This window comes from Flavobacterium sp. 102 (assembly GCF_003634615.1).
Classification (GTDB): domain Bacteria; phylum Bacteroidota; class Bacteroidia; order Flavobacteriales; family Flavobacteriaceae; genus Flavobacterium.
In genome coordinates this window covers 592,193-618,794 of sequence record NZ_RBKX01000001.1, presented here as the reverse complement: position 1 = coordinate 618,794, position 26,602 = coordinate 592,193, and the positions used below count along the sequence as shown (strand labels likewise).

General features: G+C 36.3%; 21 protein-coding genes. 7 read left to right on the top strand and 14 right to left on the bottom strand.

What is annotated here, in order from left to right:
• Positions 1-107: 107 nt before the first annotated feature.
• The 6 genes from C8C84_RS02710 (at position 108) to C8C84_RS02685 (ending at position 5,368) form a co-directional block, all read left to right on the top strand.
• Entirely contained in the window at positions 108-344 is a 237-nt protein-coding gene (locus C8C84_RS02710; RefSeq protein ID WP_007137004.1) for an acyl carrier protein, read from the top strand.
• A 179-nt stretch (positions 345-523) separates the two neighbouring features.
• Entirely contained in the window at positions 524-1,777 is a 1,254-nt protein-coding gene (fabF, locus tag C8C84_RS02705; RefSeq protein WP_121312065.1) for a beta-ketoacyl-ACP synthase II, read from the top strand.
• A gap of 6 nt (positions 1,778-1,783) precedes the next feature.
• Positions 1,784-2,524 carry a ribonuclease III gene (gene rnc, locus C8C84_RS02700; protein ID WP_121312064.1) on the top strand — a complete coding sequence of 247 codons (741 nt, stop codon included), beginning with the start codon at positions 1,784-1,786 and terminating at the stop codon, positions 2,522-2,524.
• Positions 2,525-2,639: 115 nt separating this feature from the next.
• Positions 2,640-3,125 (top strand): IPExxxVDY family protein, encoded by a 486-nt coding sequence (locus C8C84_RS02695; protein WP_121312063.1) that lies wholly within the window; start codon positions 2,640-2,642, stop codon positions 3,123-3,125.
• A gap of 5 nt (positions 3,126-3,130) precedes the next feature.
• Entirely contained in the window at positions 3,131-4,561 is a 1,431-nt protein-coding gene (pyk, locus tag C8C84_RS02690) for a pyruvate kinase (protein ID WP_121312062.1), read from the top strand.
• A 42-nt stretch (positions 4,562-4,603) separates the two neighbouring features.
• Positions 4,604-5,368, top strand: a complete 765-nt coding sequence (locus C8C84_RS02685) for a Bax inhibitor-1/YccA family protein (RefSeq protein ID WP_121312061.1) — start codon at positions 4,604-4,606, stop codon at positions 5,366-5,368.
• Positions 5,369-5,479: 111 nt separating this feature from the next.
• On the opposite strand, the gene dinB is transcribed toward C8C84_RS02685, so the two are convergent.
• Both dinB and C8C84_RS02675 read right to left on the bottom strand, forming a co-directional pair.
• Entirely contained in the window at positions 5,480-6,562 is a 1,083-nt protein-coding gene (dinB, locus tag C8C84_RS02680) for a DNA polymerase IV (protein WP_121312060.1), read from the bottom strand.
• A gap of 1 nt (position 6,563) precedes the next feature.
• Positions 6,564-8,591 carry a recombinase gene (locus tag C8C84_RS02675; RefSeq protein ID WP_121312059.1) on the bottom strand — a complete coding sequence of 676 codons (2,028 nt, stop codon included), beginning with the start codon at positions 8,589-8,591 and terminating at the stop codon, positions 6,564-6,566.
• Between the two features lie 92 nt (positions 8,592-8,683).
• Here C8C84_RS02675 and C8C84_RS02670 point away from each other — a divergent pair, with 92 nt between their 5' ends.
• A complete protein-coding gene (locus C8C84_RS02670) occupies positions 8,684-9,151 on the top strand; it encodes a CYTH domain-containing protein (RefSeq protein ID WP_121312058.1) in 468 nt (155 codons plus the stop codon).
• Here the strand turns inward: C8C84_RS02670 and C8C84_RS02665 are convergent, their stop codons facing one another.
• From C8C84_RS02665 to uvrC, 12 genes are all read right to left on the bottom strand, one after another.
• Positions 9,152-9,700 (bottom strand): septal ring lytic transglycosylase RlpA family protein, encoded by a 549-nt coding sequence (locus C8C84_RS02665; RefSeq protein WP_121312057.1) that lies wholly within the window; start codon positions 9,698-9,700, stop codon positions 9,152-9,154. It lies immediately after the preceding gene.
• An 85-nt stretch (positions 9,701-9,785) separates the two neighbouring features.
• Positions 9,786-10,208: a hypothetical protein gene (locus C8C84_RS02660; protein ID WP_121312056.1), complete on the bottom strand. Its 423-nt coding sequence runs from the start codon at positions 10,206-10,208 to the stop codon at positions 9,786-9,788.
• A gap of 87 nt (positions 10,209-10,295) precedes the next feature.
• Entirely contained in the window at positions 10,296-13,157 is a 2,862-nt protein-coding gene (locus C8C84_RS02655; protein ID WP_121314948.1) for a TonB-dependent receptor domain-containing protein, read from the bottom strand.
• 92 nt (positions 13,158-13,249) lie between these two features.
• Positions 13,250-14,893 (bottom strand): glucose-6-phosphate isomerase, encoded by a 1,644-nt coding sequence (gene pgi / locus C8C84_RS02650; RefSeq protein WP_121312055.1) that lies wholly within the window; start codon positions 14,891-14,893, stop codon positions 13,250-13,252.
• A 95-nt stretch (positions 14,894-14,988) separates the two neighbouring features.
• Complete coding sequence (locus tag C8C84_RS02645; RefSeq protein ID WP_233549709.1) at positions 14,989-16,230, bottom strand: peptidoglycan DD-metalloendopeptidase family protein; 1,242 nt, start codon at positions 16,228-16,230, stop codon at positions 14,989-14,991.
• A gap of 6 nt (positions 16,231-16,236) precedes the next feature.
• Positions 16,237-17,172 carry a tryptophan 2,3-dioxygenase family protein gene (locus C8C84_RS02640; RefSeq protein ID WP_121312053.1) on the bottom strand — a complete coding sequence of 312 codons (936 nt, stop codon included), beginning with the start codon at positions 17,170-17,172 and terminating at the stop codon, positions 16,237-16,239.
• The gene (locus tag C8C84_RS02635) at positions 17,172-17,948 is read right to left on the bottom strand and encodes a DUF3108 domain-containing protein (RefSeq protein ID WP_121312052.1); all 777 of its coding nucleotides are present in this window, start codon (positions 17,946-17,948) and stop codon (positions 17,172-17,174) included. Before C8C84_RS02635 ends, C8C84_RS02640 begins: the two co-directional genes overlap by 1 nt.
• A 286-nt stretch (positions 17,949-18,234) precedes the next feature.
• Positions 18,235-19,395 (bottom strand): 4-hydroxyphenylpyruvate dioxygenase, encoded by a 1,161-nt coding sequence (gene hppD / locus C8C84_RS02630; RefSeq protein WP_121312051.1) that lies wholly within the window; start codon positions 19,393-19,395, stop codon positions 18,235-18,237.
• 53 nt (positions 19,396-19,448) lie between these two features.
• Positions 19,449-20,606, bottom strand: a complete 1,158-nt coding sequence (locus C8C84_RS02625; RefSeq protein ID WP_121312050.1) for a homogentisate 1,2-dioxygenase — start codon at positions 20,604-20,606, stop codon at positions 19,449-19,451.
• Between the two features lie 269 nt (positions 20,607-20,875).
• On the bottom strand, positions 20,876-22,357 hold the full coding sequence (locus tag C8C84_RS02620) for an amino acid permease (RefSeq protein ID WP_121312049.1): 1,482 nt from the start codon (positions 22,355-22,357) through the stop codon (positions 20,876-20,878).
• 89 nt (positions 22,358-22,446) lie between these two features.
• Positions 22,447-24,744 carry a patatin-like phospholipase family protein gene (locus C8C84_RS02615; protein WP_121312048.1) on the bottom strand — a complete coding sequence of 766 codons (2,298 nt, stop codon included), beginning with the start codon at positions 24,742-24,744 and terminating at the stop codon, positions 22,447-22,449.
• The gene (gene uvrC / locus C8C84_RS02610; RefSeq protein ID WP_121314947.1) at positions 24,744-26,540 is read right to left on the bottom strand and encodes an excinuclease ABC subunit UvrC; all 1,797 of its coding nucleotides are present in this window, start codon (positions 26,538-26,540) and stop codon (positions 24,744-24,746) included. Before uvrC ends, C8C84_RS02615 begins: the two co-directional genes overlap by 1 nt.
• Between the last annotated feature and the right edge of the window lie 62 nt (positions 26,541-26,602).

The following is a 26,602-nucleotide window of genomic DNA, read 5'->3' as shown; positions in this document are numbered from 1 at the left end:
TCTGAAATAAATTTTTTATTTTCGTGGTCACATTTAGTAACAAAAAGGTTGTTTTAAAATAAAGTTTTTTATTTTTGCCAACAATTAAAATTAAAAAATTAGAAATTATGTCAGACATTGCATCAAGAGTAAAAGCGATTATTGTAGACAAATTAGGCGTTGACGAAAACGAAGTTGTAACAGAAGCAAGCTTCACAAATGATTTAGGCGCTGATTCATTAGACACTGTTGAGCTTATCATGGAGTTCGAAAAAGAATTTGATATTCAAATTCCGGATGACCAAGCAGAAAACATTGCTACTGTAGGTCAAGCTATTTCTTACATCGAAGAAGCAAAAAAATAATAATTAAATCACCCGTGAAGAACAACTGTTTTTCACGGGTTTTTATTATTTTTACTGAAAAGAATAAACATTGATTGATATTCAATCTTAAAATATTGAAATACCCCTGTCTCTTTAATGATTATATTTGAAGAAAACATGGGTATTATTTGTTTAAATACAATTGTAAAAAACATATTATGGCGTTAAAGCGAGTTGTAGTAACAGGTTTGGGTGCATTAACACCAATCGGAAATTCCATTGAAGAATATTGGAATGCGCTGGTAAACGGTAAAAGTGGCGCCGCTCTGATTACCTATTATGATACTGAAAAACACAAGACAAAATTTGCCTGCGAAGTCAAAAACTTCAATATTGAAGATTTTATGGACCGCAAGGAAGCTCGCAGAATGGACAAGTTTGCACAATATGCTGTGGCAGCCAGTGAAGAAGCAATAAAAGATGCCGGAATTACCAATGACAATGTAAATAAACAGAGAGTTGGTGTAATTTGGGGTGCCGGAATTGGCGGATTGGAAACTTTTCAAGATGAAGTGATAAGCTACGCTCAAGGAGATGGAACGCCAAGATTCAATCCTTTCTTTATCCCAAAAATGATTGCTGATATAGCTCCAGCTCACATTTCAATGCGAAATGGTTTTATGGGGCCAAATTATACTACCGTTTCTGCTTGCGCGTCTTCTGCCAATGCCTTGATTGATGCCTTCAACTACATTCGTTTAGGAATGTGTGATGTGATTATTTCAGGTGGTTCAGAGGCTGCAGTAACTATTGCCGGTATGGGCGGATTTAACTCCATGCAAGCTTTATCAACCAGAAATGACAGTCCAGAAACGGCATCAAGACCCTTTGATGCTACTCGTGACGGATTTGTTTTAGGCGAAGGTGCCGGAGCTTTGGTTTTAGAAGAATACGAACATGCGAAAGCACGTGGTGCCAAAATATATTGTGAAATTGGCGGTGGCGGAATGTCCTCAGATGCTTATCACTTAACAGCTCCGCATCCGGAAGGAATTGGCGTGATTGCGGTTATGGAAAATACCTTACGTGATGCAGGAATGTCACCAGATCAAGTTGATCATATCAACACGCACGGAACTTCAACACCACTTGGTGACGTAGCCGAGTTGAAAGCGATTAGTGCCGTTTTTGGTGCTCATGCAAAAAACATCAACATCAATTCTACTAAATCGATGACAGGTCACTTACTAGGTGCTGCCGGGGCGATTGAAGCGATTGCCTCTATTTTAGCTATGAAATATGGAATTGTTCCGCCAACCATTAACCATACGGTTGTAGATGAAAACATTGATCCTTCTTTGAACCTGACTTTAAACAAAGCCCAAAAAAGAGAAGTGAAAGTGGCGATGAGCAATACTTTTGGTTTTGGTGGACACAACGCTTGCGTTTTATTCAAAAAACTCGAAGACTAAAATTAGATGAAAATTCTAAAAAATATATTTAAAAATTCCCGTTCGCAAGAGGACGGGATTTTTTTTAATGAAATTCAAAAAGTAATAGGTTTTAAACCGCAATCTATCATTTATTACGAAAAAGCATTCACGCATCGTTCCACAAACCGCATGGACTTGAAAGGCAATCCGATGAATTATGAGCGTTTGGAGTTTTTAGGGGATGCGATGTTAAGTGCGGTAATTGCTGCTCATTTATACAAAGAAGCACCGGCTGGTGACGAAGGTTATCTGACCAAAATGCGCTCTAAAATTGTAAGTCGTGAGCATTTAAACGAATTGGGAAGAGACTTAAACCTAATCCGATTTGTAGAAAGTAAAGTACCAACGCAACACTTTGGTGAGAACATCCACGGCAATATTTTTGAAGCCTTAGTAGGTGCTATTTTCTTAGACAAAGGGTATGAATTTTGCCAAAAATTTATCCAAAGAAGTGTTATTTTACCTTACGTCGATATTGCCAAGCTGGAAGGTAAAGTTATCAGTTACAAAAGTTTACTGATTGAATGGTGTCAAAAAGAAAAGAAATCCTTTCATTATGATGTGTTTGACGACAATGGTATAGACGGGCAAAAATATTTTGGCGTAAAATTGAGTATTGACGATAAAGTCATTGCGAAAGCCAGAGCTACCTCGAAAAAGAAAGCAGAAGAAAAAGCATCTCAAAGAGCCTATTTTGCGTTTCAAGAAAAAATTGACAAAAAATAATACGAATTCCCTAAAAACTATAACGTTTTCGTTCATAAAATAACGTTAAGTCAATATTGAGTTGGTTATAATCTGTTTCAGATATACTATATTTACAACTTAAATTGCAATAGTCATGTATGTTCACAAATTGCATATTGGAGAGTTTGACGAGATAGATTATCAATTAATCGCTATTCATTCGCCTTTAGAGGATTATCGATTGGCGTATTATATCAATCAAAATTTACCCGTCAATCTCAAAAAAAGCAACTGCAACATCCATATTAGCAATAAAGATGGCGAAACCCAGTTTACGAGGTTTATTTTTGAAGATGATAAAGACATAGCGTGGAATTTGGTACAAAATCAAAATGATGCTATCCTTTCTTCGGAAAATAACAATCAAGGGTTGTTTGCCAACAGCAGCAATGAGTTTTCGCCCAAAATCTATTTGATTCCCGAGTTTAAAAAAGTAGATTACTTTTTAAAAATCGAAAACGATGAAGTTGCAATTGATGTTTCAAAAATTATCAATAGCCTCAAAAAAATAGACAGAATAAGCACTGTTTATGCCGTAGAAGTAGAAAAAATAAAGTCAAAAAATAATTTAATTTTTTAATTAAAATGCCAACAAGAAAAAAAACTAAAATTGTAGCCACACTTGGTCCTGCATGTAGTTCGAAAGAAGTAATTAAAAAAATGATTGATGCCGGAGTGAATGTATTTCGTATTAATTTCTCCCATGCCGATTATGAAGATGTAAAAGAAAGAATAGATATCATCAGAGGTTTGAATGATGAGTTTGGATATACTACCGCTATTTTAGCCGATTTACAAGGGCCAAAACTTCGCGTAGGGGTGATGAAAGAAGATGTAGTGGTGAATCCGGGCGATATTATTACATTTCAAACGGCCGAAGATGTTCCGGGAACTAAGGAACGTGTTTACATGAACTATAAAGAATTCCCAAGAGATGTAAATCCGGGGGAAAAAATTCTTTTAGACGATGGGAAACTAATGTTTGAGGCTTTGGAAACCAATGGTACTACAGAAGTAGTTTGTAAAGTAATTCAAGGCGGGCCATTAAAATCAAAAAAAGGAGTAAACCTCCCGAATACTAAAGTCTCTTTACCGGCATTGACCAAAAAGGACATTAAAGATGCACTTTTTGCAATCGAACAAGAAGTAGATTGGATTGCACTTTCTTTCGTAAGAACACCAAAAGACTTAGAAGAATTGCAAGACTTAATTGCGAAACATTCAAAATATAAAATTCCGATTGTAGCCAAAATAGAAAAACCGGAAGCCGTTGAAAATATTGATAAAATCGTGGCGTTCTGTGATGGTTTGATGGTAGCTCGTGGTGATCTTGGTGTAGAAATTCCGGCACATGAAGTACCATTGATTCAAAAGAAATTAATCCACAGAGCGAAAACGGCCAGAATTCCTGTAATCGTGGCTACGCAAATGATGGAAACGATGATTACCAGTTTAACACCAACGCGTGCTGAAGTAAATGATGTTGCCAATTCTGTTATGGATGGCGCTGATGCGGTAATGCTTTCGGGTGAAACTTCGGTTGGAAATTATCCGGTTGAGGTGATTGAAAAAATGACACAAATTATTGAAGCAGTAGAAGATTCTCCGCTTATTTTGGTGCCACAAAATCCGCCTCACGTAAGAACAAAACGGTTTATTACCAAATCAATTTGTTATCACGCAGCGATTATGGCGAATGAAATTAAAGCGAAAGCAATTTCTACGTTGACCAATAGTGGTTATACAGCTTTCCAAATTTCGGCTTGGAGACCAAAAGCACATATCTTGGTGTATACATCGAATAAAAGAATTTTGACCCAGTTGAATTTACTTTGGGGCGTGAATGCTTTTTTCTATGACAAATTTGTAAGCACCGATGATACGGTTGGAGATGTGAATGATATTGCCAAAGCTAACGGTTATGTGAAAAAGGGCGATATGTTAATCAACTTAGCTGCGATGCCTGTTGCCGATAAAGGAATGGTAAATACTTTGAGAGTTTCTGAAATAGAATAATTTTATTACTTTTAGGCTTTAAATTTTTTTAAAACAAGAAATATGAATTCAAACAATCCGTTTTTTAAAAACAAAACTTTTTCAAATACTTCTCGTGCTAATGAAGTAGTACACGAAGCAACAGTTATTGATTACAACCAAACGATGACGGTTTCGGGAACGATTAACAAAAGTTTTCTAATGCTGGTTTTATTAATTGCCAGTGCTGCGGTTACTTGGATGATGACTTTTGATGGTCAAAACCCTATTGTGTTAACAATTGGCGGTGCTATTGTTGGATTAATTTTAGTGTTGATCGCTACCTTTAAACCGCAATATTCAACTTATTTAGCACCGGGTTATGCCATTTTCGAAGGCCTTTTCATTGGTGGTATTTCCGCTATATTTGAAGTAATGTATCCCGGAATTGTGATTCAAGCCGTGAGTTGTACGTTTGTTACGTTTATGGTTTGTTTCGGTTTGTACAAATACGGAATCGTAAAAGTAAACGACAAATTCAGATCAGTTGTGGTTGCAGCGACATTAGCGATTGCGACTTATTATTTAATTTCATGGTTGTTGTCGATGTTTACCAGTTTTACGCCGGTTCACCACGGAAATTCATTGATTAGTATCGGAATTAGTGTGTTTGTAATTGTAATTGCCGCATTGAATTTGTTTTTAGACTTTGACCAAATTGAAAAAGGCGTGGAGCAAAAAATGCCTAAATATATGGAATGGTATGGCGCAATGGGATTGATGATTACCTTAGTTTGGTTGTACATTGAATTCTTAAGATTGTTGTCAAAATTATCGAGCAGAGATTAATCTCAACATATAAAAATAAAAACCGACCAATTAGGTCGGTTTTTTTTTACTTCGTACAATTGCTTCGCCAGTTCAGCTAAAGCTTCGAGCCGGCCTACGGCCTCAGGTTGGCTAAAACTCAAACTTTAATTGTACCACAACAGTCTTTTTGATTTCGGTATTCAAGTTATTCAAAGAAATCCCAAGCAGTCGAACCGATTCTTTCATCCGTTCCTGAAACAAAAGCTCTTTTGCGGTCTCGAGAAGCAATCCTTTGTCAGAAATGAAGTAAGGCAAAGTCTTGCTCCGTGTTTGGGTCGTAAAATCGCTGTATTTGATTTTGAGTGTAACAGTTTTTCCGGAAATGTTGTGTTTTTTTAGTCGGTTTTCCAATTCGCTAGCGATACGCTCCAGTTTTTCAATCATAAAAATCTCCGAAGTCAGGTTTTCATTAAAAGTGTGTTCGGCCGCAACTGATTTGGCGATGCGATTGGGTTTGACCGCACTGTTGTGAATGCCACGCACGATATTATAAAAATGCAATCCGCTTTTGCTGAAATGCTCTTCGAGAAATTCTCTTGATTTTGACTTTAAATCTTTTCCGGTGAAAATGCCTAAATGGTACATTCTGTCGGTGGTGACTTTGCCGATACCGTAGAATTTTTTGATGTCTAAATTTTCCAGAAAAGTTTCCACTTCTTCAGGATTGACGGTTTTTTGACCATTGGGTTTGTTGTAATCGCTGGCAATTTTGGCCACAAATTTATTCACCGAAATTCCGGCGGAAGCTGTTAAACCAACTTCTTCAAAAATTCTTTTTCGAATTTCTTGCGCTATGAGCGAAGCGCTCGGATTGCCTTTTTTATTTTGGGTGACATCCAAATAAGCTTCATCTAAAGACAAGGGTTCAACCAAATCGGTATACTCGTGAAATATCTTTCGGATTTGTTTGGAGATTTCTTTGTAGCGGTCAAACCTTGGGCGAACAAAAATCAAATCGGGACAATTCCTTTTCGCCTGAATCCCACTCATGGCTGATCGAACTCCAAATTTCCGGGCTTCATAACTCGCTGCTGAAACCACACCACGGACTTCGCTTCCGCCAACTGCCAATGGTTTTACTTTGAGTTCAGGATTGTCCAATTGTTCTACCGAAGCGTAGAAAGCATCCATGTCGATGTGGATTATTTTTCGGTATACAACTTCGGATTCCATTTTATTTGTCTTTTACCGGAAAGAAAAATGCAGTCGGACGTTTTTTAAAATAAGCCCAGGTTGAACTAAATAAGAAGCGCAATTCCGAAAGTGGAATATTTCGAGAACGGAAGGCCAATCCTAATGAAAGTGAAAAACTCACAGCAAAATTGACAAATCCAATCAGGCCAATACCTATGATTCCCCAAACGATAGTAGATAAATCAACAATAAAATCGGAACCATACAAACCTAAGGCAAAGTTACCACTGGCAAAAGTGATATGACGTATATCAAGATTTAAACCCAGAAAAGCACCAACCGAAGCAGTGCTTCCTAAAAATATACCAAACCAACCGTTGGAAACTACGCCGGCCCAATTGTTTTCGAACCATTGGGCAATTGCATTGGTTTTTACAATCCCTAAGTTTTGTTTCAAAACCGGATGTTCTTTGATTCTGTAATACACTTGATTGTGTTTGTTTTTATTAGAAATGTTGCCCGAAATAATGCCGGAAAGGAATAAAAATACACCGGCAATAGCAGCATGAAGAATAGCAGCAGAAGTTATTGGTGACAAATCATTCAATAGCTTAGCCGATTTTTCGAAAGCAATATTATAGTCGAAAAAATAATCAATCAGCCAAATCCCCAGCATTGCTACCGGAAAAGCCATTAAAACATTGCCCACAAAAGCAATAAACTGAGAACGGAATAGCCGAGCAAAAAGTTTGGCAAACGAACTGTGTTTGTTTTCGTTTTTAGTATGTTTTTTCATCCCGCTTTCCAAGGCTTTGATCAAGGTAGCTGCAGTCATTGCGGGTTGTTTGGTAGCCAAAGTATAACCCAAAAGAAAGATAATAATAAATCCAATGGAATAATTTAAGCTATAATAAAAAGCATGGCCAAAATCACTGCTGTCCATTTTTGAAAGTAAGAGCTTGATAACACACAAGATTCCAACAATAAATCCACCACCAATGGCCGCTTTGAGCATCGAAAAATATTCTGATTTGCTCTCGGTAATATAATGTTCACCTGTTTTTGCGGTATGTTGTGTTATTTCGTAGGATATCAGTTGTGTGCTTTCGTTGATTAATTGGCGCACATTGTTTTTATGGCAATTGTATTTAATCAATCGCAACACCAATAGGATAACATTGTTTTTTTTGTCAATTTCTTTATTGACCACCAAGGTTGAAATTAAAACTTTTACCCGTTGTAATTGTTGTCGTATGCGAAGCAAACTTTGATTTACTTTGATGGAAATTCCAAATTTGGTAATATTACTAAAAGCTTTGTCCACATAATCTTCACATTGTTTGTGAAAAATAATCAATTGTTTATAATTGATGTCTTCAGAGTCTATATAGTGATTCTCTCCTTTTTTTATTCTCCTGTGGATAGTATAGAGTTCGTTTTCAAAAGCAACAAAGGGACTTTCCAACTCTTCGTATTCCGGAACCATTTTGATGACATCATTTTCCATGGATCGACCGCTCATGCGTTGGGAAATCAATCCCATTGCATTCATTACTTCGGACAGTATTGATTTTTCTTCAACTGAATTATAACCATTTTCAAAACCAAGAATGTCAAATAGTTTTTGGAGTTCTTCAAACGGAATTCGGGCAATCCAAATGGGATCAGTGCTTTTGAAAAAAACTTGGTTCAACACAAACTCTAAAGTATCTTTCTCGGGTTGAAAAGGTAAAATTTTGGCAAATAATCGCTGTCTTACTTCATAGATAAAATCAGAATCTCTGAGAATTCCTGTGTCTGATAAAACGCGACTGAATTTTCTTTGGTGAAGTAACTCGGTTAAATGATCTTTCAGTAGTTTTTTTTGTTGTAGGTTCTCAGTTAGGAATTGTAAAAGCGGTTCAATCGAAATAACACTTTCGGTTTTGGGATTGCCGGGGCGAAAAAAATTAACCAAGTCGATCAAAAAAAGTAAGCCATCGTTCGACTTATAGCTGCTTTCGTTGAAATACAAGTCGAACAAATCGCCCACAGTATTGATGCTTCTTTTGTGGCGGTAAAATTTCATCTAAAAATTGTTGTGGCTATTAAGATTATGGTAAAAATACAATTTTCAAAGTTATATATTTCATAACTTGCTCCTAAATAAATAAAGAAAAAATGGTTGAAATTGAACGTAAATTTTTAGTGCTTTCCCATGATTTTGTAAAGGAAGCTTTTTCCCGGAAAAGAATTGTGCAAGCCTATTTGAGTTCAAATCCCGATAGAACAGTTCGTATCAGAATTAAAGGTGACAAAGGTTTTATCACGATAAAAGGCAAAAGTAATTCTAATGGTACAACCCGTTTGGAATGGGAAAGAGAAATTAGTTTGATGGAAGCAGAAACGTTATTGTCTCTTTGCGAAAGTGGTACGATTGACAAAATTCGCTACGAAATAAGAGTAGGCAATCACGTTTATGAAGTCGATATCTTTTCCGGAGAAAATGAAGGTTTAGTGATGGCCGAAATCGAATTGGAATCGGAAGGAGAAACTTTTGAAAAACCCAATTGGTTGGGCGAAGAAGTAACCAATGACGAGCGTTATTACAATGCGTATTTGAGTAAAAAGCCGTTTACTACTTGGTGATTATTTTCTTTCTTCAACAACTTCTATTTTTACAATCACCACGCCTGAATTTTTATTGGTAGCAATATCCATAAAAGCCCTGCGGCTTAAATCAATTTCACGCACTTTGGAGAACGGACCACGATCGGTAATTTCAACTACGACAGATTTTCCGTTGGTTTCGTTGGTAACTTTTACAAGGGTTCCAAAAGGTAGTTTTTTGTGAGCAGCAGTATATTTGTTGTTGTCAAATCGTTTTCCGCTGGCCGTTCTTTTACCGTTAAATTTATTGTGGTAGTAGGAAGCGTGAGCACTTTTTTTGTAAATTTTTAATTTTGAATTCGGGTCAATCTGTAGTGTGTCAGTTTCTTGAAAATCGATGGCAGACCTGCTTTTTAAAGTATCTGCAACTACTTTGGGTTTGTCTTTATTGTCTTTGACTGTGGTAGTTTTCTCTTTGCTTTTCTCTTGTTGAGGTTTTTCCTTTTGTTGCGGATTTTTAACAATAGCATTGAAAGTAAAAACAGAAGTTATAATGGAAAAAAAGAGGATGACTATTTTGGTATTCATAAGGAGCTTTTTAATTAGTAAAAGGGTTTTGCAAAAACCGTACCTTGATAAAAAAAGTCCTTTTCAGGACTTTAAATTTTATTTGTTAGAACCACAATTTCCAAGGAATTCGGCTCAATATCAAGAGCAAACCTAATCCGTAGAATATGGCGATTGATCTGAATTTTCCTGTGCTGGTAGTTGCTTTTTTGTGTTTAGACCAACCGATGGTAATTAAAATGATAGCAATAATATTGGTTAAAGGATGTTCTAATGAAGTAAGTCTCAATGCGGCATCTTTCATTTGGCCAAAAACGGCTGAACCTAAAGGTGAAACAAAGTAAAGAATCAAACCGACTAATAACTGTATATGAGTTGCAATCAAACCAAACAAAGCAATTTTTCTGTCTTTGGCGGTAAATTCTTTTTTGGATGACATTCCAATAAACGAATTAACAACAGCGACAACCAATAATAATAGTGCTAAATAAGCCCAGCCCGAATGGAATTTTTGAATGAAATCGTTCATAGTTTAATTTTTAGAATAACAAATATAACGAAAAAGGCATAAAAAAACCTCAAACTAAGTTGAGGTTTTTGTCAAATTACTGATTTTCTAAAAGTTATAACTGATAGAAAAATTCCAAGTTCTACCAAATCCAAAATATACTTGATTGGTTTGGTCTAAACCATCATATGTTCTTAAATTAGTCAGATAGGTGTTGTAATTAGTTGTGTTAGGAGTACCATCTGAATTTAAAAAATCTCCTTGATTTTTGATGTGAATGTTTGTTCTTGATTCTGAAATATAAATTTCATCCAATAGGTTATTTACATTTAATCTGAAGTTAACCGAATTAGATTTGTCTTTTCCAACCAACATTTTATAAGAGAAACCGGCATCGACTAAGCCATAAGAAGGCAATAATAAAGAACCTTTGTCATTTGCTGCTTGGGTTCTGAAATTGGTTGGGTCAATGCTGGCATAAAGTTCATCCACAAAGCGATAATTCCCATCGATTTTTACTCTTTCCACTACTTCGAATGATGCACCGATACTGGCCGTTGTTTGAGCAGCATCGCCTACTTTTAAACCGTCAATATACAGCGTTTCGGTAAATACATCACCGCTTGGATTGGTAATAACAATATTATTGTCATCTTGATAGTTCGCTACTACATTACTTCCGTATTTCCAGTTTCCAAGAGAAAACATTCCATTGATAGCGATTCTTTTGATTGGTTTGTAGGTAAAGTCAAACTCACCACCAATGTGTATTTGTTCTACTCCTTGTAAAAAAGCATTTCCTAAAATGGTTGGCGTTGCGGAGTTTAAATCATTATCAATATTAGCAGTCAATCTGATGAATCGGTCTTTCCAAGAAGTTCTGTAGAAGTTTAAATTGGCACTAAATTTTGAAGATCTAAAACCATAACCGGCTTCAACTCCCAATATTTTTTCATTAGTAAGGTTTTCATTTACTATCGAAGCATTATTAGGGAATACCGCATTGAAGAAAGGTTGTTTAGAGTAGTAACCGGCGTTTACAAACACATTGTGGTTGCTATTGATGTTGTAATTCAAACCACCTTTAATGTTTCCACCAAGAAGATTTTCGTAATCAGTAGAATACAAAGGATCAGTAGTTAGGTATTTGAAATAATCATCTCTTCTGAATCCTTGTTGAGAAACCGCACCTTGGATAAAAGCGGTTAATTTTTCAGTAGAATATTCTAATTGTGTAAACAGACCATACCATCTAACCAAACCATCATTGTTGTAATTGATTTTTTGTTGGTAATCTGAATTGAATAAAGGATTAAAGTGTGGTTTAGTCGAATGTTCAAAAGTCAAAACTCTGTTAGGATTATTAACATCAAAGTTATCGGCAAAATTGTCTGCACCCAATAAATCATTGATGTTTTGAAAATGAATTCCTCTATAAGTTCTGGCATCTAAACCAAAATCCAACATCAGTTTGTCGTTAAATTTTTTGTTTAAATTAATGATTCCGCCATACCAGTTGTGTGAATTGATAGATGATATTTTCGAAATACCATTTGTTCCATTGTTCGAAGTTGAGTTACTGTTTTGATAAAGTCCACCAATAGTTGCTCTCGGATTGTTATTTGGAATTTGGGGACCAGAAGAAGGAATGATTGATACATTTTGTCCTGAATTCCAAGCTTGAATTAAATCAACATCTATAGTTCCATCCGGTTTTCTAAGATTTGGAGCAAAAAATCTGTTGCCTCTAATAGCGCCGGTTCCATTGCTTCCGCCACCACGACCCCAAGAACCATAAACTACGGTAGATAATTTGGTTGATTCGTTGATTTTCCAATCCCAATTTAAGGAAGCTACAGGTTTGTGATAATAGTTGGTTCTGAAACTGTATTCTTTTCCATCTAAATAACCCCAATCAGAGTTGTATCTGATATTTGGTTCATTACCACCTTCACCATATTTTATATAATCGGAAATGGTTGGTGCAGCCGATCTTTGGTTGTGCCATTGCGGCGCTCCTGTAAAAGTAATTTGAAAATCATGTTTTTTATTTAATTCATAACCTAACGCCACAAAATAGTTAGCTGCGGCAAATTTAGTTCCATCCACAAAACCATCACCAAAAGTTTGGCTGATTAATAACGAAGCAGAAAAACCGTTCTCTAATTTACCGCTTGAATAAGAAGCTAATGTTTTCAGATAATCGTCATTTCCTATGGTTGATGAAAATGTTCCGCCTTGTTTTAAATCAGAAGTTTTCGTAACCACATTGATTGTACCTCCAACTGATGAAATGGCTAATTTGGAAGAGCCAAGACCTCTTTGTACCTGCATCGCTGAAGTAACATCTGATAATCCTGCCCAGTTACTCCAAAATACCCTGCTGTTTTCCATGTCGTTTACCGGAACACCATTAATCATTACAGCAATATTTTCTTGAGAAAAACCACGAATATTGATTCTCGAATCTCCAAAACCACCACCCGTTTTGGTAACATATACCGAAGGCGTATTGTTAAGTATTTCCGGAAATTCCTGACTACCTAATTTTTCAATGATTTCAGCCGATTTAATAGTGGAAACGGCTATAGGAGTTTTTCGGTCTTTAGCGATATCAATTACGCTCGACTTTATTACAATTTCCTCGAGTTGATTTGACTCAGGATTAAGTCTGATAACACCTAAATCTAAAACGCCATTTTTTTCTATAGAAAAATTCAAAGTTTTTGTTTGAAAACCAATATAGGTGATGATTAACTGACCTGAATTGGTTTTAGTGCTAATAGAAAATTTACCATCAACATCTGTTGTAGTGCCATCAGTTGTTCCTTTGATTAAAACATTTACTCCAGGTAAACCGCCATTTAGTTCAGCATCCAAGATAGTTCCGGAAACCTTTCCCTGTGAAAAAGCAAGGGAAGCAAAAAGACTAAAAATTATTATAAAATAATTGTTTTTAAAATTTTTCATTTTGAGTTGTTTAAATTTTTCTGCAAAATTCAATCAACCAAAAAGAAGAGGAGTTAACAAAATATTAAGAAAACTTTGTCTTTGATAAAGGCTTATTTATTTTTTAAAAAATGTTTCAAAAGAAATTCGGTAGAGCTGTCATGTTGTTTTACATCACCGGAATGAATTTCTTCCAATATCGAATTCGCCAATTGTTTGCCCAGTTCAACACCCCATTGGTCATAGCTGAAAATGTTCCAAATAATGCCTTGTACAAAGATTTTGTGTTCGTATAAAGCAATTAATGAACCCAATGATTTTGGCGTTAATTTTTCAATCAAAAGTGTGTTGGTCGGTTTGTTTCCCGTGAAAACTTTAAAGGGTAAAAGGTAAGCGGCTTTTCCTCCGGTTACATTTTGTTTATCGAATTCGGCTTTGACTTGAGCTTCAGTTTTGCCGTTTAGCAAGGCTTCGGTTTGCGCAAAAAAGTTCGACATCAATTTATCATGATGGTCTTGATTGCCATATAACGGTTTTACGTAACCAATAAAATCAGTTGGAATCAACTTGGTTCCTTGGTGAATTAATTGGAAAAAGGCATGCTGAGAATTGGTTCCTGGTTCGCCCCAAATAATCGTTCCGGTTTGGTAATTAACGGGTTTTCCATCGCGACCAACACTTTTCCCATTGCTTTCCATAATGCCTTGTTGTAGATATGGCGCTAATTTTTGTAAATATTGTGTGTATGGAATTAAAGCTTCACTTTCGGCACCAAAAAAGTTATTGTACCAAATGCTCAATAAGGCTAAAATCACCGGAATATTTTTGTCAAAAGATTCGTTTTTGAAATGGTCGTCCATTTCGTTTGCGCCTTTTAATAAGTCGTCAAAATTATCAAAACCAACCGCCAAACTGATGGATAAACCAACCGCGCTCCAAAGCGAAAAACGACCGCCAACCCAATCCCACATCGGGAAAATATTATCCGGATTGATTCCGAATTCGGTTACTTTTTGAATATTAGTCGAAACGGCAACAAAGTGTTTGGCAACCTCTTCTTGTTTGGCTGATTTTAAAAACCATGCGCGAATCGTTTCGGCATTGGAAAGCGTTTCCTGTGTGGTAAATGTTTTTGAAGCGATGACGAAAAGCGTCGTTTCGGGATTCAATTTTTTGATGATTTCGTTGACATGATCGCCATCGACATTGGATACAAAATGAACGGTTAATTGGTTTTTGTAGAACTGTAAAGCCCCAACGACCATTGCCGGACCAAGGTCTGAACCTCCAATTCCGATGTTAACCACATCTGTAAATGCTTTTCCGGTGAAACCTTTTCTTTGTTCAGAAATGACTTCGTTGGAGAAAGCCTTTATTTTATTTTTTACCGCATAAATCTCCGGCATTACATTTTCTCCATCGACTAAAACACTGGCAGTTTCAGGCGAACGCAAAGCAGTATGTAAAACGGCTCTGTTTTCGGTTTGATTGATGGCATCACCGTTGAAATATTGCGCAATGGCTTCCTGAAGATTGGCTTCTTTGGCTAATTCCTGCAATAAATTTAAAGTATCTTGACTGATGATATTTTTAGAATAATCGACTAAAAAATCATTCCATTGGATATGAAATTTTGATGCTCTTGTGGTATCATTGGCAAACATTTCCTTCATGGAAACGTTTTTCATTTGAGCGTAATGTTGGTTCAGTTTTTCCCAAGCGTTTGTGCTTGTAGGATTGAGTTGTGTTAATGCCATTCGTTTACATTTGAATGACAAATTTACAAATATTGATTGGTATAAGTGATGTGAATATTTTACGCTAACGTTGTAGTTGCAAAATATTTTTAAAATTAATCTCTAAACTTTAATGAAGCAGTACTATCCAACACTTTTTTCAATGGAGTAATTACTTCTAGGAATTTCTGTTTGTATTTGGAATCCATTGGAGTAGAAGTAGTCAGTTTTAAACGCAATGCATCAACTTGTACGCCATTTTTCCAGAAACGATAACAAACATGTGGTCCGGTGGCTAAACCTGTGCTACCAACTTTGCCGATGACTTGCCCTTGAGTTACTCTTTGACCACGTTTGACCAAAATTTTGGACATGTGTAAGTATTGGGTCGAATAAGTCCTGTCGTGTTTTACTTTAACAAAATTTCCGTTTCCGGTGGTAAATCCGGCTTGTTCAACAACTCCGGCAGCGGTAGACATAATTGGTGTTCCGGTTGGTGCTGCATAATCTGTTCCGTTGTGGGCTTTCCATCTTTTTTGTACCGGATGGAATCTGTTTTTGGTATATCTTGAGGTGATATTGATAAATTTTAAAGGCGCTTTCAGGAAGAAATTTTTCAGCGTTTTTCCTTCTTCATCATAATATTCCAGTCTTTTAGAACTTTCATTAGGCGAGAAAGGAAAGGCGTAGATTTTTTTGCCTTTGTACTCAAAAAAAGAAGCTTTTAAACTGTCTACACCGTCATAAACGGTGTCATTGATATAACGTTCGGTAAAAGTCAAGCCAAATTTATCTCCTTTTTGGAGTTTGAAAAAGTCAATCGACCAAGCGTATATTTTGGCAATTTTGGAAGCCAAAGCGGGATCAACATTTTCTTTGGCCAAAGTTTCCGATAACGAACCATCTAAAGCACCGGCAATTGTTCTGGTTTTAAAAGTTAACGGTCTGGTTTTCTTGTGGGCAATAATAGAATCTCTAAAATCGATTACATAATAATTGATTTTATCAGGTTGGTATATAAAATATTGAATTTTATTGGTTTTGCCTTTGCTGCGAAGAATAGAATAAGGTTTTCCTTTTCTAATGTTTCGCACGTCAAAGCTATCTTTGACTTTGGCTGCGATGTCGAAAACGCCTTTGTCGCCTAAGTTTTGTTTGTCAATAATACTGCCAAAAGTATCGCCTGATTTTACGGTGTCATTTACAATATTAAAATCATTCAGATTAAATCCGAAATCGATCAATTTTGGTTTTGGCTTTTCTACAATGAATTCTTCCTCTTTTGTTTTATCACAAGAAATTACAAAAGAAGTAAGCACTATGGCAAGGAGGATTTTTTGAAAGATTTTCGACATCATTTTTAACTATAATCCTTCACCCCAATTTTTTAACTCGTCTTCGCTCCACAATTCAGGGAAAAATATTCGGCGTTGGTATTTGGGATGCATGTATTTTTTCCAATCGCTTCCGCCGGTGGCTTCGCCAGAACCTTGACCGCTTTCAATATATTTTTTGGCGGCATTTAAATGACCCATCACCCAAGTGATGTTTACCGTGTAATCATAATGACGCATAGCATTCACTAAAGCTGCGTCTTTTTGGTCTTCAAGAGGAAGTTGTTTGAATTTTTGCCAAATATTAATGGTGTTGTATTCTTCCATATATCGAAGAAACTCTTCGCGGTATTTTCTTTCGAATTCTAAAATCAGATAGGATTTCTCTCCGGTTTTGTGGTCTTTCCCGGCGGCTTGCCAATACAAATGTTCCAGAGCATGAGAATAAGGTGTATTTCGGTCGATGTCAGCTCTGAAACGATAATCAATTAGGTTGATTAAATCGGTTGAGGAGAATTCTATCATTCTGTATTGTGCACTTTGGAATCCGCTGGCAGGCGTCAAAGTGTTTCTGAATTTCATATATTGTTCCACTTCCATTCCGTCTCCCATAATGTCAAAAGAAGTGGTTAGCATATCAAAATACCTACTGATTCTACGTAACTTTTCGGTAAAAAAAGCAGTTTTTGGTTGGTCGGTATGACACAATTGGTCAATTTCCCAAAGGATCATTTTGAATAATAATTCGTTGACTTGATGGTACATGATAAAAACCATTTCGTCGGGCAAAACGGTTCTTTGGGTTTGCAAATTTAATAAAGCGTCAGTTTGAATATAATCCCAATAGGTGATGGGTTTTGACCAAAGTAATCCTTCAAGATGGGTTTCTGTTTTTTGATTTATAGCCTCAAACTTTTGTTCTAATGCTTCTAATGTTGAGTTGTAGTTGGTTGTTTTGTTGTTCATTATTTTTTTGATTTAACCATAAAAGGACTTTTCAATCCTTTGAAGCCGTCTAAATCTGCTTTTATGGAACCAACGGCTAAACTGGCTTTAATTCGCAAAGGTATTTTATTTTCGTCATCTGATATCCAAACGGTAAGACTTTCTTCTTCTTTAAACACTCTTCCCGATTGCACTAATGGTCTAAACACCATGGTTGCTGCGGTTCCGAATTTAGTTTTTAACTGTTCTCTTCCTGTAAATTTCAACTTGAATTTAAAAACTTCGTCATCAAAAAACATGTCAACAACAATAGATTCACCTACTTTTAATTTGTCAATATTGGGATGGTTTCTCAAGTAGTAAAAGGTAGATAAGATGTCTTGAACGTTTTCAGTGACAGCAAATGTTTTTTCGGTGTTGTTTTTGTAATTTTTCACCAAAACTTTATTGGTTGCCTGATTAAAAAAACCCTCCTGATTTTTGGTATAACCACCTTCATCAATCTTTCTCACGAATTGATAAGGTTTGTTAGTAACTTTATCAAAATAACTCTCATATGTATCATCTACTTTGAAGAAAAAACGTGACATACCGACAGTATAACCTTTGCCAATAACGTGATATACTTTTTTGTTTTCTTTTACAGCTTCTTTTACTTCCATGGTTGCAAAACCGGCATTGATAAAACCATAGTGAATTCGAAACTTGAACCATTCGCCGGTATCATAGGCTTCAGGTTTTTGAGCTTCAAAACTTACAGTGATAAAAAGCAATAATAAGAATAGGAATTTTTTCATTTTTCTATGGATTTTCTACTGTAAGTGCAATATCCGTTCCAAAAGTACCAAAACAAAAAAACCCAATCAAATTAATGACTGAGTTTTTATGCTATTAACCAACCAAAAAACTATAAATTATGAAAATTTATCCAAAACTTGAGGAAACCACTCCCCTGTTTTGTCCTGCAAAGATAAATCAACACGTTGCATTATTACAAGCTAAAAGTCAACTTTAACAATAATTTAATAAAATATGGTCTTTTTTAAGGGTTGTTTTTAAATTATATTTAACAAAATTTAAATATTACAGTGTTCCTCGCAACATTTGCTCTCTTTCTATCGATTCAAATAAAGCTTTGAAATTACCCGCGCCAAATCCTCTGGCGCCCATTCGCTGAATAATCTCAAAAAATAAGGTTGGTCGGTCTTCAACCGGTCTGGTGAAAATTTGCAATAGATAACCTTCTTCATCCGCATCAATCATAATTCCTAGTTTTTGAAGTTCGTTAATGTCTTCTTTGAACTTACTCATGTGGTCTTTCAATCTTTCAGGAATAGCATCGTAATAAGCTTGAGGCGGAGTGGTTAAGAATTCAATTCCTCTGGCGCGCATATCCGCAACGGTCGTGATAATATCGTCGGTGGCTACCGCTATATGTTGTACGCCCGGACCTTCATAAAAGTCTAGATATTCTTCAATTTGCGAACGTTTTTTTCCTTCGGCCGGTTCATTGATTGGGAATTTGATTCTTCCGTTACCGTTGCTCATTACTTTCGACATTAGCGCCGAATATTCCGTAGTGATTTGCTTGTCGTCAAAAGATAAGAAGTTTACAAATCCCATCACGTCTTCATACCATTTTACCCAAGTGTTCATTTCGTTCCAACCTACATTTCCAACCATGTGGTCAACGTATTTTAGTCCAACCGGTTTCGGATTGTAATCGGATTTCCATTCTTTATATCCCGGTAGGAATGCACCATTGTAATTTTTGCGTTCCACAAACATGTGAACTGTTTCGCCATAAGTGTAAATTCCGGCACGAACTACTTCTCCGTGTTCGTCTTTTTCTACGGTTGGTTCCATGAAAACTCTGGCGCCACGCTTAGTAGTTTCTTCGAAAGCAGAACGAGCGTCTTCAACCCATAAAGCTACTACTTTTACACCATCGCCATGTTTTTTTACATGTTCTCCGATAGGTGAATTGCTGTTTAAGGCAGTTGTCAATACCAAACGAATTTTGTCTTGTTTTAAAACATAAGACGCTCTGTCTCTCATTCCGGTTTCTAATCCGGCGTAGGCGTGAGATTGGAATCCAAAAGCTGTTTTGTAAAAATGGGCAGCTTGTTTAGCATTTCCGACGTAGAATTCTACGTAATCTGTTCCTAAAAGCGGAAGGAAATCTTGTGCGCCTTCAAATATTTTTTCTAGTCCGTATTCAACGGATTTTATTTCTTTTGACATAATATAATCTATTTAAAAGGGAATGTCATTCCCCAAAAGTTGTGTTTAATTTTTTACTCTAACCAAGATTGGAAATACTTATCATCGGCAATTTTCATGGCTTCTTCTGTAACCATTAAAGGTTTGAAAGTGTCTACCATTACGGCTAATTCTTGTGTTTCTGTTTTTCCGATACTTCTTTCTACTGCTCCGGGATGTGGACCGTGTGGAATTCCCGCAGGATGTAAGGAAATATGTCCGGCTTCGATGTCATTTCTGCTCATAAAATCACCGTCAACATAATACAAAACTTCATCGGAATCGATGTTGCTGTGGTTGTATGGCGCCGGAATAGCATCCGGATGGTAATCGTATAAACGTGGCACGAAAGAGCAAACCACAAACGCGTCGGTTTCAAAGGTTTGATGTACCGGTGGCGGTTGGTGAATTCTTCCTGTTATTGGTTCGAAGTCGTGAATCGAAAAGGCATACGGATAATTGTAACCGTCATATCCAATCACATCAAAAGGATGCGTGGCATAAACCATATCAAATATTTCGTCTTTCTTTTTGACTTTGATAATAAATTCACCTTTTTCGTCATGAGTTTCTAATTCATACGGACGACGAATGTCACGTTCACAGAAAGGAGAATGTTCTAATAATTGTCCGAACCAATTTCTATATCGTTTTGGGGTGTAAATTGGTCGGTGAGATTCAACGATAAACAAACGGTTGTCTTCGGTATCAAAATCGATTTTGTAAATGATACCGCGTGGAATCAACAGGTAATCACCGTATTTGAAATCGAGATTTCCCAACATGGTTCTTAATTTCCCGCTACCGCGATGGATGAAAAGCAATTCGTCTGAATCGGTATTTTTATAAAAATAATCTTTGGTTGACTGTTTTGGCGCTGCCAAAGCAATATGACAATCGGAATTGGTCAACACAATTTTTCGGCTTTCCAAAAAGTCGTTTTCCGGGTTTACTTGAAATCCGCGAAGGCGATAAGATTGAATGTTATTGGCTTTTGAAATTTTGGGCGCAACGCTGTATTGGTTTCTGATTTCTTTGACTTGTGTTGGTCGGTGTTCGTGATAGGAGTTGGTAGACATTCCGTCAAAACCGACGGTACCGAACAATTGTTCGTAGTACAAATCTCCGTTAGGTTTGCGGAAAATGGTATGTCTTTTGGGTGGAATATTTCCTAATTTGTGATATAATGGCATAAATTTAATGGTTTAATTAAACAATTTGAAAATGTAGCAATTGGTAAATTGTTACATTGAATAATTGATATGCTGCATCAACTCACTCAGGATTTCTCTTGATGAGGAATTTTAAATGCGCTAATAAATTATCCCATTTTTTCATTCATACAAATATCGGAAAAATATAAACGCTGAAAATGATAATTGTCAATTTTTATAAAAGCAAAAAAGGATTAAAGAGTTTTGAATGGCTCTCTAATCCTTTTTGGTAAAAGGATATAATAAAATTATTCCTGTTTATTCGGATTGTTTAGCTTACTTCTCTTTTTACTGTAACCAAAGTAAATTATGAAACCTAATGCCAACCAACCTAAAAGTCTTAACCAGTTTGTCCAACCTAATCCATAAATCATAGCTAAACAAACGATAATGCCTAAAATGGGCACAAAAGGCACAAAAGGCGTTTTGAATTCGCGCTTCATGTTTGGTTCAGTTTTTCTCAAAACAATTACAGAAACACACACTAAAATAAAGGCAAATAAAGTTCCGATACTGGTCATGTCACCTACAATGTCACCGGGAACAAAGGCAGCAAAAAGGCCAACAATAATTAAAATGGCTAAGTTGGCTTTGTATGGCGTTTTGTATTTTGGATGTACTTCACTAAAGGCTTTTGGCAACAAACCATCTTTACCCATTGAGTAAAAAACTCGGGATTGGCCTAATAACATTACCAAAATTACAGAAGAAAATCCTGCCAAAATAGCCACAGTAACAAGCTGTGCTAACCATTCGTAGCCAAACATGTATTTTTGAATTGCAAATGAAACTGAAGCTTCTTTTCCACCGGTTCTAAAATCTTCAACCGTTGCCACTCCTGTTAAAACGTGTGCAAATAGGATATATAAAACAGTACAAATAGCTAATGACCCTAAAATACCAATTGGCATATCGCGTTTTGGATTTTTGGTTTCTTGAGCTGCTGTACTTACGGCGTCAAATCCGATAAAAGCAAAGAAAACAGTTCCTGCTGCACCTAGAATTCCCATAATACCACCATAATTATGGCCAATACCATGTTCGTCTGTAAAGATGCCTGGCTCCGGAATATATGGTGTGTGATTGGCTTCATCAATAAAACTCCAACCAAAAACAATAATCATTACTACAATAGCTACTTTAACCACTACAATGATTCCGTTTACAAAAGCAGATTCTTGTGTGCCTTTAATTAAAAGTAAACTGATAGCCGCTACAATAAATAAAGCAGGCAAATTGATGATTCCGTTAACACCATCTAAAGAAGTTTGGAAAGGCGAATGACAAAATTCATACGGAATTGGGCTCACATGGAGCACATTGACCAGTAGATTATTAAGATATTCACTCCAAGCAATACCAACAGTAGCAGCGCCAACAGCATATTCTAAAATCAAATCCCATCCGATAATCCAAGCAAGGAATTCACCCATGGTTGCATAAGTATAAGTATAAGCACTTCCGGCAATAGGAATAGAAGAGGACAATTCAGCATAACATAATCCGGCTAAAGCACATCCGATAGCGGCTACAATAAAACCAATTGTTACTGATGGCCCGGCATTTTGAGCTGCAGCTGTGGCAGTTCTAACAAACAGACCAGCGCCTATAATAGCTCCAATTCCCAAGGCAACCAAAGACCATGCGGTTAAGGTTCTTTTTAATCCTTTTTCAGACTCTGACGCTTCTGCTAATAACAGCGCCATAGGTTTTCTTTTCCAAATCGACATAAATAGTTAGTTTAGTTAAAAGTTTTTCAAATATAGTTTTTTATGAATTATCTACTGCAAAAAAATAGCTTTTAAGGTTAATTTCAGCATTAGAACCAAAATCCAACACTGATGAAGGTAAATCCTTTAGTCAACTCGGGAGACCAAGAGTATTTTACTTCAACCGGTCCGATTACAGATTCTAAGGCATAGCCAATGGCGTAACCGTTATAGGTTGGTTTCGAAAGCCAATTGCCGGTTCTGAACAAATCATCTTCCACATTGGCAAAGTTGGCGGCAAAATTGACGTGGTTTTTTTTAAAAAACTCATAATCAAAAGTGATGCACGACTTAATATAACTATCGGCGGAAAGACTTAAAAAATCGTAACCATAGAAGTGCTTAAAGTTATTGATGGTATTATAACCGTAACCACCCAATACAAAATCAAAGAAATGAACACTGTCATTTCCAAAGACAAAGCCTAAATCAGATTGCAATTTTACTGTGGCTTTTTTGTAAAATGTTTTGACAATGCCTATTTCTCCCTTAGCAATCGAGTAACGGTTAAATTCTCTTGTATAATCAGAAGAATACAGAAAAGATTGGACGTCACCTGAGAAAAACCAACCTTTTTTAGGAAATAGTTTGTTGTCAAAAGAATCATATTTGGCATACCCAAATACACTAGCATAAGAACTTTTTTCAAAAGTTGGATTGACCTCACTTAAGTTGTCAGTTCGAATTTTCAAATATTTCCATTCGACACCGGCGCCAATTAAAAATTTTTGAATAAAAACCGTTTGCATATAAGCTTGATTGGTGAAGTCTGAAAAGTCCATATTGATGCTGTTTAAGCCCAATTGATTCAGGATTTCACCATTTCTAAAATCAGTTTCTACATTGCGATTGAATTGATTGTATCTTGATTTGATGCCAAAACTCCAATAAAAACCATTGTCGATATAGTAATCCAGATTATACCGAATGTTATCACCAAGACCAATATCCAGAGATACTACATCGTTCTTAAAGAGTGATTTCTTTTGCGTAATATTAGTCAAAAGGGCGCTTTTGTACAAACCGTCGTAATGCAAACCGAATTTCAAAAAAGTTTTGGTTGGATTTTCGGTTAGGCTTAATTTCAATTCATCAGCTCCTTGATAAGGTTCGATAGTGTAACTGATTCTACTGAAGTTTTGGGTAGCATTGATGTTATTCACACCGGTTTTCAAATCGTCATAACTGATTTTTGTCCCATTTTTAAAACGCAATTTCCCAAGTATATAAGCTCTGGTATAATTGTCCAATTTGTTGAGGCTGATACTTTTAATAAACAAAGAGTCTTGCTTAACACTGTGATTGTTGAGTTTATAAGTTTGGGTTGAATCGGCCAAACGTTTGATTTTATCAATCTCGAATAGGGCTGCAATTTCTCCTTTTTTAATAATCTCTCTTCCATCATCAAAGGAAATTACGCCATAGTTGGAAATATCGGGTTTGATATAAATATCCGTAATTCTCTTTTTTTCGTTCATGCTTTTAATCATGTCCAAATTGGTGATTTGTACCAGAATTCGAGTCGCATCTTTCAACGCATCTCGATTCTTCAAATCGTCCTGAACATCGACACCTATGATAATATCGGCGCCCATTTTTCGGACTTCTTCTGCCGGATAATTATTGACCACACCGCCGTCAATAAGTAACTTACCATCGATTTCTACAGGAGAAAATAAGGAAGGAAATGCCGAACTTGCCAATAAGGCTTGCGCCAAATAACCTTCTTTCAATATTATGGCTTCACCGGTTTCGATGTCGGTGGCTACACACAAAAACGGAATGGGTAATTTGCTGAAATCGCTAACATGTCTAACGTTGTGGATCAATTTTGACAATAAATTATAATTGTACATTCCTTTGGAAAGCGCTATTGGAATTCCGATTTTGAATTTGTGAAAAGGTAACGAAATCGCATACATTTCATCGTTTCGCTTTTCGTAAAAGCTCTTGGAAGAACGCGGAATATAATCTTGTAATAATTCGTCGAAATCGGTATTGTAAAAGATAGAGTCAATTTGCGTAGCGCTATAACCTGAAGCATATAAACCGCCAACAACCGCACCCATACTGGTTCCGCCTATGTAATCTATTTTAATGCCGTTTTCCTCTAAAACTTTCAACACACCAATATGAGCAAATCCTTTGGCGCCACCACCACTAAGTACCAAGCCAATTTTTGGTTTTTTGGTTTTGGTTGAATCTTGTGCTTTTAAGGCAATTGGCAATAGTAAAAAAGCAATTGGCAATAGGCAGTAGGCAACAGAAAGAGTTTTTTTAACGATAATGTTTCGCTTTTGGCAGGCGACTAATGGCTTTTGGCTAATGGCTAATGGCTCTTTATACATTATTGTTCTTTTTGGTAAAATTCGGAAATTTTTTTGGCTTTTGACACACCTACAACCGCTGATATTTCTTTTTCAGTGGCTAATTTCAATCTTTTAACACTTTTAAAATGTTTTATTAATGTTAACATGGTTTTTTCACCAATGCTAGGAATAGTTTCAATGGTGGTTTGCAAAGCCGATTTACTGCGTTTGTCCCGATGGTGCGTAATCCCGAATCGATGCGCTTCGTTTCGCAAATGCTGGATGATTTTGAGTGTTTCACTTTTTTTATCCAAATACAACGGCACTGAATCGCCGGGATAAAACAACTCTTCCAATCTTTTGGCAATGCCGATAATGGCGATTTTTCCTCGCAAACCTAAATCGTCTATACTTTTCAATGCTGAAGACAATTGCCCTTTTCCACCGTCAATGATGATGAGTTGTGGTAACGATTGGTTTTCGTCGAGTAGGCGTTTGTATCTGCGATAAACGACTTCTTCCATCGAAGCAAAGTCATTCGGACCTTCAACGGTTTTGATATTGAAATGGCGATAGTCTTTTTTGCTTGGCTTTCCGTCTTTAAAAACCACACAGGCCGAAACGGGATTTGTTCCTTGAATATTCGAATTATCAAAACATTCTATATGTCGAGGTTCAGTCGAAAGGCGTAAATCTTTTTGCATTTGCGCCATAATTCGGTTGGTATGGCGTTCCGGATCTACAATTTGGATTTGCTTGAGTTGTTCCAAACGTTGGTATTTTGCATTGCGTTGCGACAGTTCTAATATTTGTTTTTTATCGCCGAGTTGTGGTACGGTAACTTTTATTGTAGCACCAAAATCCAATTCAAAAGGCAAAATAATTTCCCTAGTGGTCAAATGAAAACGTTCTCTGAGTTCAACTACAGCAAGCTCTAACAATTCTTCGTCGCTTTCGTCTAATTTCTTTTTGAGCTCCAGAGTATGTGACCGAATGATTGCACCGTGTGCTATTTGAAGGAAATTGACATACGCCATTGTTTCATCTGAAACGATTGAAAAAACATCTACATTCGAAATTTTTGGGTTTAAAATCGTGGAACGCGATTGGTAATTTTCTAAAACTTCTATTTTTTCTTTGATTTTTTGAGCGGCTTCGAACTTCATTTCGGCAGCCAATTCTTGCATCAGTCTTTTGAAATCGCGCAAACTGTCTTTGAAATTGCCTTTTAGGATTTCACGGATGGCATCGACTTGCTTTTGGTAATGTTCCAATGTTTCATAACCTTCACACGGCCCTTTGCAATTGCCGATATGGTATTCCAAACACACTTTGTATTTGCCCGATTTGATATTGGCATCGTTTAAATCATAATTGCAAGTTCGCAACGGATACAATTCTTTGATTAAATCTAAAATCGTATTGACCGTTTTGAAATTGGTATACGGACCAAAATATTCCGAGCCGTCTTTGACCATTCTTCGCGTTGGGAATATTCTTGAAAACGGTTCTTTTTTGATGCAAATCCAAGGATAGGTTTTGTCATCTTTGAGTAATACGTTATAACGAGGTTGTAGTTTTTTGATGAGGTTGTTTTCCAGCAAAAGGGCATCGGCTTCTGAGGAAACGACGATGTGTTTGATTTCTACAATCTTTTTGACCAACACATTTGTTTTGGCGTTATCGTGGAGTTTGTTGAAATAAGAAGTAACTCTTTTTTTTAGGTTTTTGGCTTTGCCAACATATAGAATTTTTGCGTCTTTATCATAATATTGATACACACCCGGACTATCCGGCAAGGTTTGCAATTGTAGTTCTATAGAAGGGATTTCCATAAAAACAAAGTTAACGGAAATCTCCATAAAAGCAAGAGACGAAAAGCCTAACATTTATCATG

What these genes read in the sequence shown, in the direction of transcription:
- uvrC (WP_121314947.1), bottom strand. Translation starts at nt 26,540, where the DNA reads ATGGAAATCCCTTCTATAGAACTACAATTGCAAACCTTGCCGGATAGT.
- C8C84_RS02675 (WP_121312059.1), bottom strand. Translation starts at nt 8,591, where the DNA reads ATGAAATTTTACCGCCACAAAAGAAGCATCAATACTGTGGGCGATTTG.
- hppD (WP_121312051.1), bottom strand. Translation starts at nt 19,395, where the DNA reads ATGTCAAAAGAAATAAAATCCGTTGAATACGGACTAGAAAAAATATTT.
- C8C84_RS02660 (WP_121312056.1), bottom strand. Translation starts at nt 10,208, where the DNA reads ATGAACGATTTCATTCAAAAATTCCATTCGGGCTGGGCTTATTTAGCA.
- C8C84_RS02625 (WP_121312050.1), bottom strand. Translation starts at nt 20,606, where the DNA reads ATGCCATTATATCACAAATTAGGAAATATTCCACCCAAAAGACATACC.
- C8C84_RS02710 (WP_007137004.1), top strand. Translation starts at nt 108, where the DNA reads ATGTCAGACATTGCATCAAGAGTAAAAGCGATTATTGTAGACAAATTA.
- C8C84_RS02655 (WP_121314948.1), bottom strand. Translation starts at nt 13,157, where the DNA reads ATGAAAAATTTTAAAAACAATTATTTTATAATAATTTTTAGTCTTTTT.
- C8C84_RS02645 (WP_233549709.1), bottom strand. Translation starts at nt 16,230, where the DNA reads ATGATGTCGAAAATCTTTCAAAAAATCCTCCTTGCCATAGTGCTTACT.
- C8C84_RS02620 (WP_121312049.1), bottom strand. Translation starts at nt 22,357, where the DNA reads ATGTCGATTTGGAAAAGAAAACCTATGGCGCTGTTATTAGCAGAAGCG.
- C8C84_RS02695 (WP_121312063.1), top strand. Translation starts at nt 2,640, where the DNA reads ATGTATGTTCACAAATTGCATATTGGAGAGTTTGACGAGATAGATTAT.
- C8C84_RS02640 (WP_121312053.1), bottom strand. Translation starts at nt 17,172, where the DNA reads ATGAACAACAAAACAACCAACTACAACTCAACATTAGAAGCATTAGAA.
- C8C84_RS02635 (WP_121312052.1), bottom strand. Translation starts at nt 17,948, where the DNA reads ATGAAAAAATTCCTATTCTTATTATTGCTTTTTATCACTGTAAGTTTT.
- pgi (WP_121312055.1), bottom strand. Translation starts at nt 14,893, where the DNA reads ATGGCATTAACACAACTCAATCCTACAAGCACAAACGCTTGGGAAAAA.
- C8C84_RS02615 (WP_121312048.1), bottom strand. Translation starts at nt 24,744, where the DNA reads ATGTATAAAGAGCCATTAGCCATTAGCCAAAAGCCATTAGTCGCCTGC.
- C8C84_RS02685 (WP_121312061.1), top strand. Translation starts at nt 4,604, where the DNA reads ATGAATTCAAACAATCCGTTTTTTAAAAACAAAACTTTTTCAAATACT.
- pyk (WP_121312062.1), top strand. Translation starts at nt 3,131, where the DNA reads ATGCCAACAAGAAAAAAAACTAAAATTGTAGCCACACTTGGTCCTGCA.
- fabF (WP_121312065.1), top strand. Translation starts at nt 524, where the DNA reads ATGGCGTTAAAGCGAGTTGTAGTAACAGGTTTGGGTGCATTAACACCA.
- dinB (WP_121312060.1), bottom strand. Translation starts at nt 6,562, where the DNA reads ATGGAATCCGAAGTTGTATACCGAAAAATAATCCACATCGACATGGAT.
- C8C84_RS02665 (WP_121312057.1), bottom strand. Translation starts at nt 9,700, where the DNA reads ATGAATACCAAAATAGTCATCCTCTTTTTTTCCATTATAACTTCTGTT.
- C8C84_RS02670 (WP_121312058.1), top strand. Translation starts at nt 8,684, where the DNA reads ATGGTTGAAATTGAACGTAAATTTTTAGTGCTTTCCCATGATTTTGTA.
- rnc (WP_121312064.1), top strand. Translation starts at nt 1,784, where the DNA reads ATGAAAATTCTAAAAAATATATTTAAAAATTCCCGTTCGCAAGAGGAC.